Source organism: Paraburkholderia silviterrae, assembly GCF_004353915.1.
GTDB classification, from domain to species: Bacteria; Pseudomonadota; Gammaproteobacteria; order Burkholderiales; family Burkholderiaceae; genus Paraburkholderia; species Paraburkholderia silviterrae.
The window spans coordinates 85,575-106,033 of record NZ_SMRP01000015.1; the positions used below are offsets into that span (position 1 = coordinate 85,575).

Annotated in this window: 17 protein-coding genes and 1 pseudogene; 9 read left to right on the plus strand and 9 right to left on the minus strand. The window is 61.1% G+C overall.

The features are described from left to right. Positions 1 to 905: pseudogene (locus tag EYW47_RS42050) on the plus strand (electron transfer flavoprotein-ubiquinone oxidoreductase); the annotation flags it as partial. Positions 906 to 981: 76 nt separating this feature from the next. Beyond that, complete coding sequence (locus tag EYW47_RS25595) at positions 982 to 2,145, plus strand: iron-containing alcohol dehydrogenase (protein WP_133197633.1); 1,164 nt, start codon at positions 982 to 984, stop codon at positions 2,143 to 2,145. Between the two features lie 21 nt (positions 2,146 to 2,166). On the opposite strand, the gene EYW47_RS25600 is transcribed toward EYW47_RS25595, so the two are convergent. The 3 genes from EYW47_RS25600 to EYW47_RS25610 are packed head-to-tail and all read right to left on the minus strand — an operon-like array spanning position 2,167 to position 5,584. Then, positions 2,167 to 3,180, minus strand: a complete 1,014-nt coding sequence (locus tag EYW47_RS25600; RefSeq protein ID WP_133197634.1) for an NAD(P)H-dependent flavin oxidoreductase — start codon at positions 3,178 to 3,180, stop codon at positions 2,167 to 2,169. Positions 3,181 to 3,189: 9 nt separating this feature from the next. Then, a complete protein-coding gene (locus EYW47_RS25605) occupies positions 3,190 to 3,933 on the minus strand; it encodes a 2-hydroxychromene-2-carboxylate isomerase (RefSeq protein WP_165976674.1) in 744 nt (247 codons plus the stop codon). Between the two features lie 19 nt (positions 3,934 to 3,952). Further along, positions 3,953 to 5,584 (minus strand): AMP-binding protein, encoded by a 1,632-nt coding sequence (locus EYW47_RS25610; protein ID WP_133197636.1) that lies wholly within the window; start codon positions 5,582 to 5,584, stop codon positions 3,953 to 3,955. Between the two features lie 399 nt (positions 5,585 to 5,983). Between EYW47_RS25610 and EYW47_RS25615 the strand changes: the two genes are divergently transcribed. From EYW47_RS25615 to EYW47_RS25635, 5 genes are all read left to right on the plus strand, one after another. Further along, the gene (locus tag EYW47_RS25615) at positions 5,984 to 6,565 is read left to right on the plus strand and encodes a TetR/AcrR family transcriptional regulator (RefSeq protein WP_133197637.1); all 582 of its coding nucleotides are present in this window, start codon (positions 5,984 to 5,986) and stop codon (positions 6,563 to 6,565) included. 621 nt (positions 6,566 to 7,186) lie between these two features. Then, complete coding sequence (locus tag EYW47_RS25620) at positions 7,187 to 8,812, plus strand: amino acid adenylation domain-containing protein (protein WP_133197638.1); 1,626 nt, start codon at positions 7,187 to 7,189, stop codon at positions 8,810 to 8,812. Between the two features lie 47 nt (positions 8,813 to 8,859). Continuing rightward, complete coding sequence (locus EYW47_RS25625; RefSeq protein ID WP_133197639.1) at positions 8,860 to 9,138, plus strand: acyl carrier protein; 279 nt, start codon at positions 8,860 to 8,862, stop codon at positions 9,136 to 9,138. A gap of 20 nt (positions 9,139 to 9,158) precedes the next feature. After that, the gene (locus EYW47_RS25630) at positions 9,159 to 10,985 is read left to right on the plus strand and encodes an alpha/beta hydrolase (protein WP_240763915.1); all 1,827 of its coding nucleotides are present in this window, start codon (positions 9,159 to 9,161) and stop codon (positions 10,983 to 10,985) included. A gap of 199 nt (positions 10,986 to 11,184) precedes the next feature. Next, positions 11,185 to 11,922 (plus strand): DUF6875 domain-containing protein, encoded by a 738-nt coding sequence (locus tag EYW47_RS25635; protein WP_133197640.1) that lies wholly within the window; start codon positions 11,185 to 11,187, stop codon positions 11,920 to 11,922. A 72-nt stretch (positions 11,923 to 11,994) separates the two neighbouring features. Here the strand turns inward: EYW47_RS25635 and EYW47_RS25640 are convergent, their stop codons facing one another. The 5 genes from EYW47_RS25640 to EYW47_RS25660 form a co-directional block, all read right to left on the minus strand. Further along, on the minus strand, positions 11,995 to 12,429 hold the full coding sequence (locus EYW47_RS25640) for an SRPBCC family protein (RefSeq protein ID WP_133197641.1): 435 nt from the start codon (positions 12,427 to 12,429) through the stop codon (positions 11,995 to 11,997). Positions 12,430 to 12,448: 19 nt separating this feature from the next. Further along, positions 12,449 to 13,447 (minus strand): aldo/keto reductase, encoded by a 999-nt coding sequence (locus EYW47_RS25645; protein WP_133197642.1) that lies wholly within the window; start codon positions 13,445 to 13,447, stop codon positions 12,449 to 12,451. Positions 13,448 to 13,534: 87 nt separating this feature from the next. Then, positions 13,535 to 14,656: an alkene reductase gene (locus EYW47_RS25650; RefSeq protein WP_133197643.1), complete on the minus strand. Its 1,122-nt coding sequence runs from the start codon at positions 14,654 to 14,656 to the stop codon at positions 13,535 to 13,537. Positions 14,657 to 14,731: 75 nt separating this feature from the next. Then, positions 14,732 to 15,538 carry a 2,5-didehydrogluconate reductase DkgB gene (gene dkgB / locus EYW47_RS25655; RefSeq protein WP_133197644.1) on the minus strand — a complete coding sequence of 269 codons (807 nt, stop codon included), beginning with the start codon at positions 15,536 to 15,538 and terminating at the stop codon, positions 14,732 to 14,734. 106 nt (positions 15,539 to 15,644) lie between these two features. Further along, positions 15,645 to 16,892, minus strand: coding sequence for an MFS transporter (locus tag EYW47_RS25660; protein WP_133197645.1), 1,248 nt, complete (start codon positions 16,890 to 16,892; stop codon positions 15,645 to 15,647). A 167-nt stretch (positions 16,893 to 17,059) separates the two neighbouring features. Here EYW47_RS25660 and EYW47_RS25665 point away from each other — a divergent pair, with 167 nt between their 5' ends. Then, positions 17,060 to 17,962, plus strand: coding sequence for a LysR family transcriptional regulator (locus EYW47_RS25665; protein WP_133197646.1), 903 nt, complete (start codon positions 17,060 to 17,062; stop codon positions 17,960 to 17,962). Between the two features lie 318 nt (positions 17,963 to 18,280). Here EYW47_RS25665 and EYW47_RS42055 read toward each other — a convergent pair whose 3' ends face one another. Further along, positions 18,281 to 18,469 (minus strand): hypothetical protein, encoded by a 189-nt coding sequence (locus EYW47_RS42055; protein ID WP_240763927.1) that lies wholly within the window; start codon positions 18,467 to 18,469, stop codon positions 18,281 to 18,283. Between EYW47_RS42055 and rpoD the strand changes: the two genes are divergently transcribed. Next, positions 18,383 to 20,236, plus strand: a complete 1,854-nt coding sequence (rpoD, locus tag EYW47_RS25670) for an RNA polymerase sigma factor RpoD (RefSeq protein WP_240763924.1) — start codon at positions 18,383 to 18,385, stop codon at positions 20,234 to 20,236. The genes EYW47_RS42055 and rpoD overlap by 87 nt on opposite strands. The last annotated feature ends 223 nt before the right edge of the window (positions 20,237 to 20,459 follow it).

Here is a 20,459-nt window from a genome sequence, read left to right on the forward strand (position 1 = left end):
TTCGTTCCTCTATCACACTGAAAACAACCAGGTGATGGTGGGTCTCGTCGTCGGCCTTGCGTACCAGAATCCGTATCTTTCGCCGTTCGAAGAATTCCAGCGCTACAAGACGCATCCGGTGATCCGCAAGTACCTGGAAGGCGGCAAGCGCGTGTCGTACGGCGCGCGCGCGATGACGGCGGGCGGGCTGTTGTCGCTGCCGAAGCTCGTGTTCCCGGGCGGCGCACTCGTTGGTGACAATGCAGGCTTCCTGAACGCGGCACGCATCAAGGGCAGCCACGCGGCGATCAAGGCCGGCATGCTGGCCGCCGAAGCGGCATTCGATGCGGTGCAGGCTGGCCGCCAGAGTGACGAACTCATCGCGTACCCGGAAGCGTTCAAGCAGTCGTGGCTGCACACGGAACTCTACAAGGCGCGTAACTTCAAGCAGTGGATGAGCAAGGGCCTGTACCTGGGCACGCTGATGGTGGGCATCGAGCAGAAGCTGCTGGGCGGCGGTGCCCTGGACGCTGCATCACCAGCATCGCGACCACGAGATGCTCAAGCCGGCGTCGCAGTGCAAGCCAATCGAATACCCGAAGCCCGATGGCAAGCTCACGTTCGACCGTCTCTCCTCGGTGTTCATTTCCAATACGAACCACGAAGAGAACCAGCCCGCGCATCTGACGCTGAAAGACGCAGCAGTGCCGGTCGGCATCAACCTCAAAACTTACGCAGGTCCCGAGTCGCGATTCTGCCCGGCTGGCGTTTACGAATTCGTGAAAAGCGATTCAAACGAAGATCGTCTGCAAATCAACGCGCAAAACTGCGTGCACTGCAAGACCTGTGACATCAAGGACCCGACGCAAAACATCGTCTGGGTCACACCCGAAGGTGGCGGCGGGCCGAACTATCCGAACATGTAAGCGATCAAGCCCCACCGTAGCAGCCGACCACAAATCGAGTGACCCCGCCCGGATCACCTTTATAGATCACCGCGTAATGCAGCCATTCAGCTTTCGTACTGTTCCTTCGATCGTGGTCGAGTCGGGCGCTGCGCGCCGCCTCGGCGCACTCCTCGCGCAGTCGTTTCCCGGGAAGACGCGCATATGTGTCGTGACCGATGGCTTTCTGCATCGTAGCGGCGTGCTTGACTCCGCGCTTTCGAGTTTGCGGGAGCATGGCTGGGATCTGACCATCGTCGACGACGTCGTTGCCGATCCACCCGAGCATGTCGTGCTGGAGGCAACCGGGAAGGCGCGCCATGCGCAGGTGGAAGTCGTGCTGGGACTCGGTGGCGGCTCGTCGATGGACGTCGCCAAGCTCATCTCGGTGCTCGCATCGGGCACGCAGAAGCTGCCGGAGGTCTACGGCATCGGCAATGTCACCGGCATGAGGCTGCCGCTCGTGCAGATGCCTACCACGGCGGGTACGGGCTCCGAGGTGACCGCGGTCTCGATCGTCACGACCGGCGCGACGACCAAGATGGGCGTGGTTTCGCCGCAACTGGTCGCCGACCTTGCTATCCTGGACGCAGAACTCACAGTGGGCTTGCCGCGGCACGTCACGGCGGCAACGGGCATCGACGCGATGGTGCACGCCATCGAGGCCTTTACGTCGGCGAGGCTGAAGAATCCGGTTTCGGACCTGCTGGCGACGCAGGCGCTGAGGCTGCTCACGCGGCATCTGCTACCCGCTTGCGATCGCGGCACAGACCTGGCCGCGCGTGAAGCGATGTTGCTGGGCGCGATGTACGCGGGCCAAGCGTTCGCGAATGCGCCGGTGGCGGCCGTGCATGCGCTTGCCTACCCGATAGGCGGGATTTTTCACGTGCCGCATGGGCTGTCGAACGCGCTCGTGCTGCCCCACGTCATGCGGTTCAACGCGCCCGTTGCAGCGCATCTTTATGCGCAGCTTGCGGATATCGTGGTGCCCGACCTCGCACGCCACGCAAACGACGATGCGAACGCAGAAGCGTTGATCACCTGCTTCGAGCGTTTGATTGAGGCGACCGGCATTCCCCGTCGATTACGCGAAGTGGGCATCGAGCCTGACGATCTGCCGCGCCTCGCGAGCGATGCGATGCTGCAAACGCGGCTCCTTCTGAACAACCCACGACCGTTAGACGAGCACGCTGCACTGACTATCTATCGCGCTGCTTATTGAGGGCTCTCGCAGGCCTGGCCATTACAGTCGAAGGCCCATTTTTGGCTTCTCGACGCTCGTGGCATCGAGCATCGATCGGAGTCTTGCCCCAATCAGTGTCTTGGCCTCGCCGATAATATCGTCGATCAGTGCCTTCACGGTGGGAACATCATGAATCAAGCCTGCAACCATGCCGCAGCTCCACGCGCCGGAATCCAGCAAGCCGTCGCGCATGACTTTAGGATAAACACCGGCCACCTGGTCAATGATGTCGTCGATACGAAGATCGTTTCCCTTCTCGCGCTCGATCTCCAGAAGACGTTCCACGCCTGCATTGTTGAGCACGCGCTCGGTATTTCTCAGGCCGCGCATGATCAGCCGCGTGTCCAGCTCGGTGGCGCTAACAATCGCCCTTTTTACATTCTCATGAACCGGCGCTTCCTGCGTAGCAACAAACCGGGTGCCCATGCTGATGCCTTCGGAGCCCAGCGCAAGTGCCGCCACCAGACTGCGCCCGTTAGCCATGCCACCCGAGGCAATAGTTGGAATAGCTAACTCTTCTGCAGCACGTGGCAGCAAGATCATATTCGGAATATCGTCCTCGCCTGGATGACCGCCGCATTCGAAGCCATCCACGGTGACCGCATCACATCCTATCTGCTGTGCCTTAAGGGCGTGCCGTATTGACGTGCACTTGTGAAACACCTTGATGCCTGCGTCTTTGAGGCTCGCCATGTAGGGCTCTGGATTGCGCCCCGCGGTTTCTACGATGCGCACGCCACCCTGTTTGATAGCATCGATGTATTCAGGGTACGGAGGGGCCGAGAACGTCGGAAGGAACGTGAGGTTCACGCCAAACGGTTGATCGGTCATCTCCCTGCAGCGTGCAATTTCCTTTGCAAGTAGCTCAGGCGTCTTCTGTGTCAGGGCGGTGATAATGCCCAAGCCGCCGGCGTTGGAAACCGCAGAGGCAAGTTCCGCGAGTCCGACGTAATGCATCCCTCCCTGGATGATGGGATATTGAATTCCGAAAAGCTCGGTGATACGGGTCTTCATGCTGGCTCCTCATGTCCTTTGAGTTTCATTACCGTTAATGTTCGGGGTGAGAGGCGTGAGCGCGGCTGGCACATACTGCGCCCCAGCGCAAAGGTACTGATCGAGTAGCCAAATGCGGTCCCCGCCCCAAAAGAGTTCGTTTCCTGCTGCGAATGTCGGAGAACCAAACACGCCCCGGGAGACCGCGGCTTGGGTCGCCTCGTTGACAGCGCGACGTGATTCTTTCGATTCAATGGTTTCCCGGAACCATTGCTTGTCTATGCCCACGGCCTTGCGGGCAACATCGAACAGGATATCCATGTCACCGAGGTGACGCCCCTCAGCCCAACGTGCACTCAATAGTGCTTTCGCCAGCACCGGTCGCTGTTCAATCGGTTGCGTGTACATCAACTGCTGAGCAGGTACAGGGTCAAACATGGAGAAGTCGTCGGTAAGCGGCATTCCCAGGACTTTTGCGATCCGCGAAGCGTCATGACGGGCATAAGGGCCCTTGAGCGGCGTATCAAGCAGCGGCTTCAGGCCCATTACCTTTACCACCGCAACGCCAAGCCGGAATGGTAACCAATGGAGTTTTTTACCGTGACGGTCTGCCAAAGCCTCAATCGCATTCGATGCGAGGTACGCGTAGGGCGAGACGAAATCAAAATAGAATGCGATCGAATCCATAATTTCATAGCGAAAATTCAGCGTCTTGCACGTATCCTGCGATGCCGGAAAGGTTTGCAATAGCCCGACCCAAGAGGCCGCGATCACCAGGGCGGTAGCTGAAGAATCACGGAGCGCTGTCCAGTGATTTGTCTGTACGGGCCTCTTTGAGGAACTGCTCACGCAGAACATATTTCTGGACTTTCCCCGATGCAGTCTGGGGGAAGTCGTCCACGAAACGCCAGACCCTCGGCGTTTTGTATGACGCGAGACGTGTGCGACAAAAGCTGGTGAGCTCGCTTTCTCCTTCGGCTCGTCCAGCTCTGAGCTGGACAAAGGCAGCGATGATTTCACCCCATTCGGCGTCGGGCAACCCGACCACGCAAGCCCCTGCAACGGCTGGATGGCTAAGCAAAACTTCTTCGATTTCGCGCGGGTATACGTTTTCGCCACCGCGAATAATCATCTCCTTCATTCTTCCCTGGATGGTGAGATAACCGTCGCTTGCCATCGAGCCCAAATCGCCCGTCCGAAGCCAGCCGTCGTCGGTCAGCGCCTGTCGCGTGGCCTCCGCGTTATCGAAGTAACCCCTGGTTACACAACTTCCGCGAGTCCAGATTTCACCCACCGTGCCGACCGGCACCGTTTCGCCGCTTTGTGGATTGGCCACTTTGACTTCGACCTGTGGCATGGGCCGCCCGACCGTCAACGCCCAACCCGTTCGAGACTCGTTTTCGCGCGTATGAGTGATATAGGGCGAGGCTTCCGTTTGTCCGAATCCAATGCCTACCTTGATGCGAAGGGTATGCTCGATCCTCTGTACAAGCGCCGGCGGGACAGGCGCGCCGCCGAGCGTTGCGAGTCTCCAGGAACTCAGGTCGAAGTCTGCCAATTCTGGATGGTCGAGAATACGAACGAGCATCGTTGGAACTGCGGACATCAATGTCCCGCGCTCCGATTCAATCATATCCAGCATCAACGCGGGATCGAAGGTCGGAGGAAGAACATGAGTTCCTCCCGTCTGCAACGCTCCCAACGTCACGAGGCCGCACCCGGCGGTATGAAACAGGGGCATCGGGTTGACCCAGACGTCGCCTTTACGCGCACCGATCACTTGCGCATAGATTCGCCCGTTGTTTGCCAACCCCCGATGGGTTAGCAGCGCGCCCTTGGGAAAGCCTGTGGTGCCAGATGTGTATTGAATTTGGGCTATGGCGCCAGGTTCCACGCGTGGCAACGTGGAGAGCTCTGATGAACCATTGACAAAATCTCCCCAACTCTCCAGCGAAATGATTTCCCGCAAAAGTGGCAATTCAGGTTTGATTTCCTCCACGACAGCGGCGAGTTTTCTTCCGCGATACTCGGGTTCTACGATAATTCCGCTGGCCTGTGATTGCTTGAGGACGTACTTGAGTTCCGAAGCGAGATACGCCGGGTTCACGGTGACAAGCGTAATACCCGCGAGTGCTGCACCGAGTTCGATCTGCACCCACTCCGGGCTGTTCGATGCCCACAGCGCGACGTGCTCTCCTGGGCGAAAGCGGCTTAGAAGTGCGCCCGCCACTGCACGCGATTGCGTTAGCAACTCGCCATAAGTCCAGCGACGCCTGTCGGTCCGGCTGACACCCTCAACCAGCGCGACTTCGTTTTCCCAGCGCTGTGCCGCATTCGTGAGCGCGTCCCCAATGCTGATTTCCAGGAAAGGCTCGCTTTGATCCGCGGGCCAGTACGCCAGGTTTTGTGAATCGGCATGTTCCATGTGACTGCTGTCTCCGTCTATTCATGCACCAAACGTAAGGTGAATGTAATTTAATGCGGCGCAGCATACCGCTCGCCAGGTTGCAATTTGATTACGTCCCTATCATAGGCGGCGCGCTTTCGTGCTTCTATTCGGATTTCGGCGCGCTGATTTCGGTCCGCCACGACGCCTTTATTGCTGGGCGCCGGCGCGACTTGCTGGACATCTACTCGGATATCCCTCGTCCCGAAGTTTCAGGGCACATACATAAGGCTAGAATCGACAGTGCGCAGGTCACGCCGGGTGGTGGCTGTCGCGAGCATTGTTGCCGAGGAGGAAGAGGTGCCTGTCAAAGGTCGGAAATTTGGCGCGAACGCACAGATCGCCGTGCGCCGCAGGCCAAGGCAAGGACGGTCCCTGATGACTGTTGACGCCATTCTCGAGGCTGCGCAACAGCTTCTGATAAGAGATGGTTTCGAAGCCACGAGCACGACTCGCATTGCCGAGGCAGCGGGTGTCAGTGTCGGTTCGCTTTATGAATACTTCACCAGCAAGGAAGCGCTTGTCGCGAAGCTGATCAAACGCCATTGTGACAACCTGCTTGACACCTACGCCAGAGCTTTCAAGGAAGTGGAGGGCAAGGGGATAGCGTCATTGGTCGACGCGTGGATCGATACAAGTGTGGACGCGTATGCAAAAGATCTTGCCCTGCATCGCGTCCTTCTCGATCAGATGGGCAGGGTGAGCAAGACACAGCACCTGCGACGCGTTTCTCTCGCTATTGCCGACCTTCTCGAAACCGCGCTTCGCCAATGCGGGGAGCCGATACCCCGGCCGGACCTGCGGCTCGCGGCTTTTGTCATTGAGTCATCCGGAGAGGCCCTTTTGCATAGGGCCATTCTTTACGGAGACGATCTCCTCAACGATGAGCTGCTACGCGAGTGGAAACTCATGACCCGCCTTTATCTTGCGAGTGCGGACAGTTCGCCCACGCAGACGTGACACCTCCGGGGTCCACCTCGGACGCGCGCGGGCTGGCCGTGCGATCGGACGCCTGCAGAAGCAACAATAAGAGATCGAAATGGAAAAGAAATTGAAAAATTAATCGTGCGGATCAGCGGTTCCCGCAACATGGATACCGACGAATATTACCGAATATCGGCTAGCCAAAGGGATCGAACAGGCTGGCGAGGCTAGCGATTTTCCGTCGATCACCGGCGCTTCGCGTACCTGAAAGCAAGATGCCGGTCGCGTACAGCGCGGATCCACACCTCTTTGATGTGCTCGACGGAACATTCCGTTTGTCGCATGTAAGAAATGTCGTCAGCGTGGAAGAATTGGGTTTGGCGCGTGTCGCGCCGCGGTCCCCAATATTCATGTTCATAGTGCAACGGAAATAACTTCGCATTCCAAACAAAATTATCTCACACCTTGTTACAAGACTATGCTTTTCGCATGGGGCTGACGTCCTCTATGCTTGGTCGCAAGCAATTCGCCGGTTCCGTTGTCGGCAGCGAAGGTTGTCTGTCAGGTCAGTCGATGAAAAAGGGCGGCATGTTGCTTGTTCCGCCGGTGCCTTGATTGCGGCGGGTTCCATTTTCCCGAGAACGACCGGAGTGCCAGATGTTGCATGCCTTCTTCTTCGATTCGGCCGCGGACCGACCGCACAGTCCAGCTTTGTGGGTTGATGGGCGTTCCTATACCTACGCGGAGATTGAGGCTCGGGCACGACACGTATCTTCCGGCTTGGCGGCGGTCGAGCGAGCCGGCGACGCGAGGCGTTGTCTGCTGTTTGCGCATCGGAGCGCCGCAGCCTGTTGGGGTGTGCTAGGCATCCTCGACGCCGGGTTGGCCTATGTGCCGCTTAGCCCGAAGATGCCGGCGACGCGGATCGCGGCCATTATCGAACAGTCCGGTGCGGCGTCGATGCTGGTCGATCGCCATTGCGCTGGAATGCTTGATGAGGTGCTCCCTCTCCTTGAGGCGCATCCGCAAATTTTTCTGCTTGGCGAAGAAGCAAGCGATGCCGATCAGCTTTCCTGCGCCAGCCAATTGCAGCCGCTGCCGGGTGCACCATACGAGAACCGCGGGGGCACCATGGGCGATGTTGCTTACGTGCTATTCACCTCCGGATCGACGGGCGCACCGAAGGGGGTGCCAATCACACATGCGAACGCCAACGCATATATAAACGGCCAATTGCAGTTGCAGGTGGGGGACGCTAACGCGCGTTATATCCAGTTGTGCGAACTGGTGTTCGATCCGTCCGTGCATGACATGTTCGTTTGCTGGGCGAACGGCGGCTGCCTGTACATCCCGGAGACCGTCGATCCCCTGTTCAACGCAGATTTCATCAAGCGTCACCAGATTACCCACTGGAATAGCGTGCCTTCAGTGGCTGGCTTCATGCAGCAGATGCGCAAGCTGGCGCCCGGGGCCTTTCCTAGCCTTCGTGTTTCCATGTTCGGAGGCGAGCCATTGACGCGTTCGCTGGCCCTTGCGTGGATGCGCGCGGCGCCCAACAGCCGGGTCCTGCATATGTATGGGCCGACCGAGGCAACCATCGCCTGCACCTGCTTCGAGGTGGAGCGGGCGTTCCTTGACGACGCGCGCAACGCCGTGATGCCGCTGGGCGGGGCCTTGCCGGGTGTGGAATGGATGATTGTCGATGCCGCGCTCGAACCTGTCGCCTCCGGTGAGCGGGGGGAGTTGCTGGTTGCGGGTCCCCAGATTGCGCACGGCTATCTCATCCCAGACGAAGCGGTCAATAGCCGATTTGTCGAAAAAGACTATCCTGGCCGGCGCGCGCGCCGCTGGTATCGAACACGCGACGTTGCGCGCACAACTGCGACCCATGGACTCGTGTTTCATGGTCGCCTCGATCTGCAGGTCAAGATTCGCGGAAACCGGGTTGAGCTGGAAGAAGTCGAGAATGTCGTGCAAACGTGCAGCCAGGGCACGCAGTGCGCGGTGATTCCGTGGCCGGTTGACGAAGCGGGCCGTGCCGCCGGACTGGTCGCCTTCGTGGCGAGCACCAGGGTCGAGCCGACTCGGGTTCTGCAGGCGTGCCGCCAGCACTTGCCGCCTTATGCGGTTCCGCAGCGCCTCGTTGTGGTCGATTCGCTACCGCGCAATGCGAACGGGAAGATCGACAGAACGGCGCTAGCAGGACAGTTGGTCAATGACACGATTGCCAACCGAACCGTAGAGCGGTCCGGGCAGAGTATGGCGGTCCATCTGCGTGCATGAGCACGTGGACGACATACCCAAATGCACACGGGTTATGGGAGGAATCAATGCAAGCCGCTTTGCGCAGCATCATTTCGGAGTCCGCATGCCTTGACGTGCCGGTCGCAACCTTGAGCGACACCGACAACCTCTACGACGCTGGACTGTCCTCACTTGGCACGATACGCGTGATGCTGGCGATTGAAGAGACGTTGGACATAGAGATACCGGCAGAGCTGATTACGTTCGACCTGTTTCAAAGCATCGAGTCTCTCGCCGGCATGCTCGCTTCGCTGACACAGGAGGGCCGGACGGAGTGCGCGCCGTTCGCGACCGCACAACGATAGTCAAATCAAGGAGGACAGCAATGAAGCGAGCAATGAGGCCGGCAATGAGGCCCGTTACCTTCGATGGCTGTTATGGGGCATTGCACCTGTCGGCAGGAAGCCGCGCCACGACGGCTGTCGTGCTGTGTAGCCCTTTCGGCTACGACGCGCTTTGCGCGCATCGTGGCTGGCGTGAATTTGCGGAAAGATTGGCGGCAGAGGACGGCACGGCGGTGCTGCGCTTCGATTATCCGGGAGCGGGTGATTCGCAAGGCTACGAGGAAGACCCGCAACGCTTGCGCGCATGGGTCGAAAGCATCAAGGCCGCGGCGCGATACTTGCGTGCGGCTACGGGCGCGACACGCCTGATTCTTTGTGGCTTGCGGCTTGGCGCGCTGCTCGCGGTCCTCGCCGCGGAGGAACTGGAAAATGTGGACAGCCTGGTCTTGATGGCGCCGGTCATCGCGGGCAAGCGCTACATTCGGGAGTTGCGCCTGCAGCACGAGAGCTGGATCAAGACTCCAAACGGCCGGACGGCGGCGCAAGCGGATACCGATGCGCAATCGGTGGGCGCATTTGGATTCCAGTTGTATGCCGACACACTCGGCGAACTAGCCGACGTCGACCTTGTGAGGCGCGTGCGTGTCCCCGCGCGGCGTGTGCTGGTGCAGGACGTTTGCAGCAGTGCCCCTTCGCGCCAGCTGGTGGAGCGTTACCGCGAGCAGGGGGCGAGCGCGGACATCCAGATCTTTCCCGAATTCGACAAATATCTGGTTGACTCACGATCCAGTGCGACGCCGCGACGGGCTTTCGACAGTGTGCTCGAGTGGCTTGGCTATCCGCCCAGCTCGCAGCGCAGATTTGCGCCGATATTGCTGCCGCCGGCCGCCGATGCCCAGATCGATTTTGCAGCAGGCCACGAGAAGCCCGTAGTGTTCGGGGAAGGCCAGTATGCGGGCATTTTCTGCAGGCCGCACCGCGCGAAAAATCATGCACCTGCCGTGTTGATCGTCAATACCGGCGGCGTTCATCGGGTTGGTGACGCGAGGCTTGCCGTGCTGATGGCGAGAAGGCTGGCGGGACAAGGCATCGCCTCGTTGCGCATGGACATGCGGGGTATGGGAGATAGCCTGCAACGCGGAACATCCACGACGCTTGAAGACATCTATGCCCGTCATTCGGTCTCCGACGCGGCCGCAGGCGTGGATTGGTTGACGGCGGCTGGATATGAGGGCGTGGTGACGTTCGGCGTTTGCTCAGGCGGATTCGTCGGCATTCATGCAGCCTTGGCTCATCCTCGCGTGGTGGGCTGCATGTCGATCAACTTGCCGTTTTTTTTCTGGAGCGGACCCCAAACGAAACCGAATGCTCAGCGTGTCGAATCGAGCCGCGTGTATTGGCGCTCGGTGCGCAGTCCCCGCAAATGGCTCCGGCTGCTGACCTGGCGGGCAAATGGACGGGCGATCGCCCTGGAATTGGCGCGCCGCTGGTCCGTGCGCCTGACATCACTCGCCAGCAGGCCGTTCGATGGCATATTGGGCGTCAACCCCTCTACAGGCGCTATCCGCAGGCTCTTGATGGACCTCGAGCGCAAGGGTGTGCAGACGTCGCTGGTCTACGGCTCGTCCGATGTGGGGCTTGAAGAACTGGAGATCCGTTTTGGGCGGAACGGGAATGCACTTGGCAAGTTGACGAATATAACCGTCAAGGTACTCGAGAACGTGGATCACTCGCTGTTCTCGCGCAGCGCGCGAGAAATTGTCATGGCTCATTTCGAAGAGTATTTGCGCGGGAGGGCGCTCGGCGCGAGCCGCGGTGAGGCCCTTGATGCAGCAAATCTGGACTCGAGCCCGTTATGCCGCGCGTAGGTTCAAAGCAGTCCGCTCATAGCTGTCCGAATACGACAAAGCTCAATCTCCGCATCGAAGGCGGGCAGTAGCGCGACGCAACCTGACGGCCTGGGGATGCACGTCCGGGTGGCACGTGTCCTGCCGCGTACTGACGCGTACTGATGCGTACTGCCGGCTCATCGTGCGTTCCTGTTTCTCGACGAGTGGATTATTTACCATGGCGACCAATAATGACGCGTATGAATCTCTGCGCCCGGTGTTCGATCCGGAAATTATCAAAATAGAGCGTTCGGCATGCCTGTCGACAGAAATCGAATCCTTGACCGATGAGATAACCCGAAGAATCTTTGATATGGGCCTCGCGTGGCTTAAGGGCTTTATCATGGAGCCTCATGCTGAACTGGGCCGCCGTGGCGCAGTGTGCCCTTTTGCCAGGCCAGTTCATAATGAAGACTCTCTGGTCTTCTGCGCGTGGGACGCAAATAATTTGCGATTTAACGATTTTTTGTGCGTATTGAAGAAGATCCCGGCGTCGTACTACAGACTGCTTGCCTCCATGCAAGGCAATTCGAAATTGTTTTCGATGTGCCTATTTGTGCGGGGCCTCAAGGAGGAGCAGTATGGTAGATACATTGACGAGGCGCACTCCTTGATCAAACCCGCCTTTATGGAGGCGGGATTGATGATTGGGGAGTTTCATCCTTTGAGTATGACGCAAGGCGTTCACTCGGAGACGTTCCTGCCGATGCGCAGTAGTCAGCCTGCGTTTGTTGTGCGGGCAATGTCGCCTCATGACGCACTGTTTATCGATCGGACCGATAGCTCCGCCGACGTACGTCTTCGTGAGTTGACGAATTATCAGCGATGGGTTGGAGACGCTCTGCCGGAGGCGGAGAACGCGAGAATTCGTAACCGGATCGCGGCACTAAGGTCGGCGATAGCCAGGCCAAGTTGATCGGGCGTGCCCGGTTTGCCGCTAGCAGCACTACCGTGGACGGATTGCGGGGCCAGGCGTGATGCGGATGAACTACTGGCGCGCGGACGCTTCCTCCTCGACGAGCGTCTTGAGTCGATCGAGCCCCGTGCGATACAGCACATCGTAATGCCCCACGAGCGACGCGGCCTTTTGCGCATCGAGGGGCTCGAACCGGCTCGACCAGGTGACGGTCGTGACGCCCGCTGAGCGTTGGCGCGCGCTGAGCGTCGCCGTGTAATCGGTCACCGGATCGGGGCCTTCCACGATCGAGTAGCGATAGAACGTGTGCGGCTCGCTATGCTCGAGCAGTGCCTCGACGATGATCTTGCCGTCGATCGTTTCCACATGCCGCAGCCGGCCACCGTTCGAAAGGCGCGAGGAGCGGATGAATTCGAGCCAGCCAGGCAGGCCGTTGAAATCACGGAGTCTCGCCCAGACCGATTCTACGGGAGCCTTCATATCGACAGATACGCTAACGCTTGCCATGTTCGATTGCCTCCGGGATTCACTTCTGCGGCGTCGGCGCGTTCGGGCTGATGACGCCTGCCGATTTCAGCTCGGCCCACAGCGCGGCGGGAATGGGGCTATGGGCGAGCGCGAGATTCTCCGTAATGCGCGCCGGGCGGCTCGCACCGGGAATGATGCCGGCCACCGCCGGATGCGCGAGCGAGAACGCCAGCGCCACCGCGCGGATATCCACCCCGAAGCGCGCGCAGATCGTCTTGATCCGCTCCACGCGCGCGAGCATTTCTGCTGGCGCCTTCTGGTATTCGTAGTACGAGCCTCCGGCGAGCACGCCAGAATTGTAAGGACCACCAACCACAATTCCGAGCCCACGCTGCTGCGCCGCAGGCATCAGCTTGTCGAGTGCGCTCGCGTGGTCGAGCAGCGTATAGCGGCCGGCGAGCAGGAAGCCGTCGGGGTCGGCGCGATCGAGCGCGAGTTCGCACGGCTCGACGCGGTTCACGCCGAGCCCCCATCCCTTGATGACACCTTCTTCGCGCAGTCGCGTGAGGGCCTTGGCCGCGCCTGACATGGCCGTGTCGAATACATCGCGCCATGCGTCGCCGTGAAAGTCCACCGCCGGATCATGAATCCAGACATAGTCGAGATAGTCCGTGCGCAAGCGCTTGAGGCTGTCCTCGATCGAGCGCAGCGTGCCGTCTTCGCTATAGTCGTAGACGATGCGGTTCGGCAGCCCGTGTTCGAACAGGCCGCCCTTTTCGCCCAGATCGCGCGCCGTGGTGGATTCGACCTCGTCCAGAATGAGGCGGCCCACTTTGGTGCCGAGGACATACTCGTTGCGCGGATAGCGTGAGAGCGCTTCGCCGAGGCGCAATTCCGCAAGGCCTGCGCCATAGAGCGGCGCGCCGTCGAAGTATCGAATGCCGCTATCCCAGGCGGCCTGAACCGTGGCAATGGCTTCTTGCTCAGGGATGTTGCGATACATGTTGCCGAGCGGAGCGGTTCCGAAACCGATCCGCGAAGGAATGGTGATACGCATGAGTGTTCCTTTGAATGTTCCAGCTTGAGAGGTGCCGCGCATCTGCGGCAGATGCAGAGGTACCGCAGATGTGCGTATGCACGCCGTTCAGGCGGCAGCCGCGGCGCCGTCGAGCACAGGGTAGTCGGTGAGGCCTTTCGCGCCGCCGCCGAACAGCGTCTCGCGTTGGTGTTGCGCAAGCGGCGCACCGGCGCGCAGACGCTGCACGAGGTCGGGGTTGGCGACAAACGGACGGCCAAACGCGATGAGATCGGCCCAGCCTGCGTCGATGGCGTTGCGCGCACGCTCGCCCGTGTAGCGGCCCGCGTAGATCAGCACGCCGGTATAGGCGGCGCGCAGCTTGCGCTTGAATTCGAGCGGCATGTGAGGCGCGTCGTCCCAGTCGGCTTCCGCGATATGAATATAGGCCACGCCAATCTCGCCGAGCCTTTTGGCTGCCGCGAGATAGGCCGTTTCCGGGTCGGCGTCTTCACAACCGTTGAGGGTGGTGAGCGGTGCGAGGCGGATGCCCACGCGCTGCGCGTCGCCCGTGCCTTCGATCAGCGCGCGCGTGACTTCGTCGAGAAAGCGCAGACGGTTTTCGAGCGAGCCGCCGTATTCGTCGGTACGTGTGTTCGCGTTGGAATCGATGAACTGATTGACGAGATAGCCGTTCGCCGCATGCAGCTCGACGCCGTCGAAGCCGGCCTCGATCGCATTGCTTGCCGCCGTGCGGTACTGGTTCACGATTTCGCGAATCTCGTCGACGGTCAGCGCGCGCGGTTCGGAGGCCTGAACAAAGCCCGGAACGCCGTCGTCGCCGCTGGCGATGAACACGTTCACGCCCTTGGCTTGAAGCGCCGACGACGACACCGGCTGCTGGCCGCCGATCAGGCTCGTGTGGCTCAGGCGGCCCACGTGCCAGAGCTGCGCGAAGATACGGCCACCTTTGGCATGAACCGCATCCGTCACCTTGCGCCATCCCTCGATCTGGCCGGCTGTGTGAATGCCGGGCGTCCACGCGTAGCCCTTGCCGAGCGGCGCGACATAGGTGCCTTCGCTCACGATGAGTCCGGCGTCGGCGCGTTGCGCGTAGTACTCGGCCATCAGCGCGTTGGCTTCGTCGCCGGGCTGGCTCGCGCGCGAGCGCGTCATCGGCGGCATCACGATACGGTTGGGCAGCGTCAGTGCGCCGAGTTTGAGGGGCTGGAAAAGCGGATCATGCTTCACGTTGTATTTCCTGTTCGGGTTCGCGGCGCGCACGCCGCGAACGTTCAGATTTGGCTTCGGGGTTTCAGTCCCGCTTCAATCCCACTGTGGGGCGAGACCTTCGGGGCTCACTTCGCGGCCATTGCGTTCGAGCGCCGCGATATCGGCCATGTCTTCGTCGGTCAGTTGGAGCGTCTGGGCGAGCAGGTTGCTCGCGAGGTTTTCGCGCTTCGTCGACGAAGGAATGACCGAGTAGCCAAGGCGCAGCGCCCACGCGAGCGCCACCTGGGCCGGCGTCGCCTGGCGCCGTTCAGCGATCGAGCAAATGACCGGGTCGCCGAGCACCTTGCCGTAGGCGAGGGTCATGTACGACGTGACGTGAATGCCTTCCTGCTGGAGGAAGGCCACGAGCTTGCGGCTTTGCAGATACGGGCTCAGCTCGATCTGGTTGGTCGCGATGTTCTCTTTGCCGACCACGGCGATCGCCTGCTTCGTGAGCTCGATGTTGAAGTTCGACACGCCGATCTGCTTCGTGAGGCCTTGCGACTTCGCCTCGGCGAGCGCGCTCATGAATTCCTCGAGCGAGACGCCGTTGTCGGGCGCGGGCCAGTGGACCAGTGTGAGGTCGACTTCGTCGGTGCGCAGTTTCTTGAGGCTGTCCTTGAGGCTGGGGATCAGCTTGTTGCGCGAGTAGTTGTCGACCCAGATCTTCGTGGTCAGGAACAGGTCCTTGCGGGCGATGCCCGAGGCGGCGATCGCTTCGCCCACTTCGGCTTCGTTGCCGTAGATCTGTGCGGTGTCGATCGCGCGGTAGCCGGCTTCCAGGCCATTGCGCACGGAATCGATGACGACCTGGCCTTGCAGGCGGAAGGTTCCGAGGCCGAATGCGGGCATGTTGCTCATGATGTTCTCCGGGGCAGTGATGGAAAGGCGATCTCGATGGAGGCATTGTGCCCACTTCGATCTATGCGAAAAACAGCGATAAATGCGAAATACAATTGAACTTAAATCAAATATTGGTTGGCGGGAGATCGCGTGCCGAACGGTCCGGGCCACGTTCGGACTGCTGACGCTGCATGGCCATCTGCACGAACACGAGCGCGAGACCCGAAGCGGCGATCATGGCGCCCACAATGGGCACCGCGGCATAGCTAAAGCCCGCTGAAATCGCCGCGCCGCCGGCCGCCGCACCCACGGCATTGCCGAGATTGAAGGCGCCCACGTTGACCGAGGAGGCGAGCCCAGGGGCCTCCGAAGCGGCACGCATCACGCGCATCTGCAAGGGCGGCACGACGGCGAAGGTGGCGATGCCCCAGACCACGACGGCAATCGCGGTGCCGATGTGATTCTTCGCGAGCAGCGGGAACGTGAGCATGATGGCGACGAGCAGGACCAGGAAGACGATCAGGCTGCCATTGAGCGAACGGTCCGCGAGCCGTCCTCCCGCCACGTTGCCGATCGAGAAACCCACGCCCACGAGCACGAGCATGGCCGTCACGAAGGCGGGCGACGCGCCGGCGAGGTGTTCGAGTGTCGGCGCGATATAGGTGTAGAGCGTGAACATCGCACCGGCGCCGAGCACGGTCGTGGCCATCGCCATCAACACCACCGGGCGGGTGAGCACCTTCAACTCGCCGCGCACGTGCGGCACTTTCCCGGCTTCGCCCTTCGGCAGCGCCACGCGCAGGATCAGCATGGTGATGACCCCGAGCGCCGCGGTCGCGGCGAACGACATGCGCCAGCCGATTGTCTGGCCGAGCCACGTCGCGGCGGGCACGCCGCCAATGTTCGCGATCGTCAGGCCCATGAACATGGTGGCGACCGCGCTGGCCTGCTTGTGACGGGGCACGACGCTCGCCGCGACGAGCGAGCCCAGCCCGAAGAACGCGCCGTGATTGAGGCTCGTGACGAGGCGCGCGAGCAGCAGCGTCGTGTAGTTCGACGAGACGGCCGAGAGCAGGTTGCCGATGGTGAAGATGCTCATCAGCGCGATGAGCGCCGTTCTGCGCGACCAGCGCGAGAAGGCGAGCGTCATCAGCGGCGCGCCGACCATCACGCCAATGGCGTAGGTGGTGATCAGCATGCCGGCGCTCGGGATGGAGACGTGCACGCCCTGGGCGATGACGGGCAGTAGCCCCATCGGCGAAAATTCAGTAGTGCCAATGCTGAATGCACCCATGGCAAGCGCGAGCAACGAAAGCCACGCGCTAGCGGATTGATCCAACTGATCCGGCTTCGATAATTGAGCCTGGCTCATGCTGTTTGCTCCGTCATGTCTTGATGTAAATGGGGAAGGACTTCACTGGCGATTTCGCCGGACGTCTCGTCGGTCCTGGCTTCGAAGAAGACGGGACGAAGTGTGCGCCCTTTACTTTTGATTAAAAACTGGCTTATAAACGAATATGTTTTGATTTGAAGTCAAAAATGAAAGTCACGTTAGACGAGCTGCAGGCCTTTGTGAGCGTAGTCGACAGCGGTTCCATCACGGCCGCTGCGCAGCAACTCGGCCTGACGATTTCGGCCACGAGCCGGACTCTGGGAAGGCTTGAGGACAAGCTCAAGACCACGCTCCTGCGCCGCACGACACGCCGCCTGGAGTTGACCGAGGAGGGGCGGGCGTTCCTGAACGACGCGCGGGCGATCATCGCTTCGGTGGAGGGCGCGGAGGAGCAGATGGCCGCGCGCCGCGAGCGGCCATCGGGCCGGCTGCGCGTGGATGCCGCCACGCCGTTCATGCTCCATGTGATCGTGCCCCTCGTGCAGGGTTACCGCGAGCGCTATCCGCAGGTCGAGCTGGAGCTCAATAGCAACGAAGGGATCATCGATCTGCTCGAGCGGCGCACGGACGTGGCCATCCGGATCGGCGCGCTGAAGGACTCCACGCTGCACGGCAAGCCCGTGGGCCGCAGCCGCGTGCGCATTCTCGCGAGCCCCGCGTATCTGGAAGCCCATGGGCACCCCAGGCGCGTGGAGGACCTCGCGAAGCATGCATTGCTGGGCTTCAATCAGCCCGAGGCGCTCAATGTCTGGCCGCTATCGGGGCCGGACAACGAGCCGTATCGCATCGCCCCGGCCGTCTGGTCGTCGAGTGGCGAGACGCTGCGGCAGCTCGCGCTGGCGGGCGCCGGCATCGTGTGTCTTTCCGACTTCATGACGGCGCGCGACCGGCGCGAGGGGGCGCTCGTGCAGGTGTTCACGCGCCAGACTCAGGATGTCCGGCAGCCGATCAATGCGGTTTACTACCGCAATACCGCGATTTCGGCGCGCATTGCCTCGTTTGTCGATTATCTGATCGAGGCCGTGCGCGGGACGGAGTTCGAGCGCTAGCGGGAAGCACGTGCCCGCGTGGGGGCGTGGCCTTGCGGTTGCCCCTATCTGATGACGTGACCAGGCCGTATCCGTCGGATGTTGCGTCGCACAACACTTTCTGGTATCATTTAGGATTCCCCAATCTGCGCACACCGGATTCCGCCGGAGGCATCCCGCCCTCGATTGTCCGTGCGTTCTTCCACGATTGCGTTCGCGCCCCGACTGGCAGCTTGATCTGCCGTCACGCCTGCGTCGATCGTCGGCCAACCTGTTGAGGAGAACGTATTGGCAAATCCATTGCACGACGATTCAGCACCCCGCGTGGTCGCGGTTAATTCAAAGGCCAGCCGCCGCGCGCCCAAGGCAAAGCCCCGGGCCGTCGAAATACCGCTGGATGTCGAGTCGATGGCACGGCAGGACGAGGAGCGTCAACGCCAGATGCGCGCGCTGATCGCGCTGGGCCGCGAGCGCGGTTATCTCACGCACGTGGACATCAACGATCACCTGGCCGACGACTTTACGCAAACGGCTGCGATGGAGACGATCGTCAGCACGTTCAGCGACATGGGCGTGGCCGTGTATGAGCAGGCGCCGGACGCGGAGACGCTGCTGCTGAGCGGCGCCGTGCCCGCCGTGTCATCCGACGACCAGGCGGCAGAGGAAGTGGAAGCAGCACTGTCGACCGTCGATTCCGAATTCGGCCGCACGACAGATCCGGTCCGGATGTACATGCGCGAAATGGGCGCGAGAGAACTGCTGACCCGCGCCGGCGAAATCGAAATCGCGAAACGCATCGAGCACGGCCAGCAGGACATGATTCAGGCGATCGCCGCATGTCCGTCGGTCGTGGCCGCCATGCTTGGCGAGGTGGACCGCATTGTTGCCGGCGAACTGCGTATCGACGAACTGGTCGCGGGCATCAGCGACCACGTGAGCGAAAGCGACAGCGACAGCGAAATGATGCTGGACGCGGAAGAAGCGGCGGAGCAAGCCTGCGCGGATGCCGATGACCCGGACGGTGACGACGTTCAAACGCAGGCCGAGGATCCGGAGGCAGCAAACACGGCCCGCGTCGAACAACTCACCAGCGACAGTCTCGCGGTTTTCGCGCGCGTGCGTGCGCTGCTCGCGCAGCTGCCGGCCAGCCCCGCTACGAGCAAGGCACGTTGCGCAGCCGTTGCGCGGGTGCGCTCGGAAATCCAGCGCGAGCTGGCGCCGATCCGCTTTACGGCCAAAGCCATCGACCGGCTGTGTGCCAGTGTGCACGAGCAGATTGCGGAGGTTCGCGCGATCGAGCGCAGCATCCTGGAGATCGCCGTCAACCGTTGCGGCATGCCACGCGAGTCGTTTGTCGAGTCGTTCCCGGGCCACGAGACCGACCTTGAATGGACCAGCCGCATGGCGGCGGCTTCGCGGCAGTTCGGCGCGGCGCTCGAGCGACATCTGCCGGCCATTCAGGCCGGGCAGCAGAAACTCGCCGACATCGAGGCCAGGGTCTCGTTGCCGCTCCAGCCGCTCAAGGAGATCAACCGCAGGATGAGCGCCGCGGAGTTGAAAATGCGGCAGGCCAAGCGTGAGATGATCGAAGCGAATCTGCGGCTGGTCATCTCCATCGCCAAGAAATACGTGAACCGCGGCATGCCGTTCCTGGATCTGATCCAGGAGGGCAATATCGGCCTGATGAAGGCCGTGGACAAGTTCGAATACCGGCGCGGCTGGAAGTTTTCGACCTATGCCACCTGGTGGGTCCGGCAGGCTGTCACGCGTGCACTCGCCGATCAGGCGAGGACCATTCGTGTGCCGGTCCACATGATCGAGGCGATCAACAGGCTGAACCGGATTTCGCGCGAAATCCTGCAGCAGACGGGACAGGAAGCGCATCCCGCCGTGCTCGCCGAGCGTATGGAGATGTCCGAGGAAAAAGTGCGCAGCATCCTCAGGATCGCAAGGCAACCTGTGTCGCTTGAAACCCCGATGGGCGAGGATGCCGACACGACGCTCGGTGACATGATCGAGGATATCTCCGCGGGTTCACCGGCTGATGCGGCGATCCACGCGAACATGCGTGCCGCAATCGATGAGGCGCTCAGCGGGTTGTCGCCGCGCGAGGCCAAGGTCCTGCGGATGCGTTTCGGACTCGATACGATCTCCGAGCGCACGCTTGGAGAGGTCGGCGAGCAGTTTGCGGTGACTCGCGAGCGGATCCGCCAGATCGAGAGCAAGGCGATGCGCACGCTGAGGGAACCCAGCCGCGCCGAGAAGTTGCGGCCCTTTCTGGACACGCGGTCTTGATTGCCCGATGCGGGATGTCGATGAAATGCGCGTTGATCGCCAAGGGCTTATCTTTTCTGGTCGGGTAGCGGATTCGTATCTGCGCTGAAACGACGGACGATAGTCGCCGCCCTTGCACGGAGGCGATTATCGAGTCCTTGTGCCAATAGCTCGAGGAACACAGCGAGGTCATCGCAGCCGTATCGCTTCCGAAAATCGCTGACCACGTCAGTGATGGCGGTGT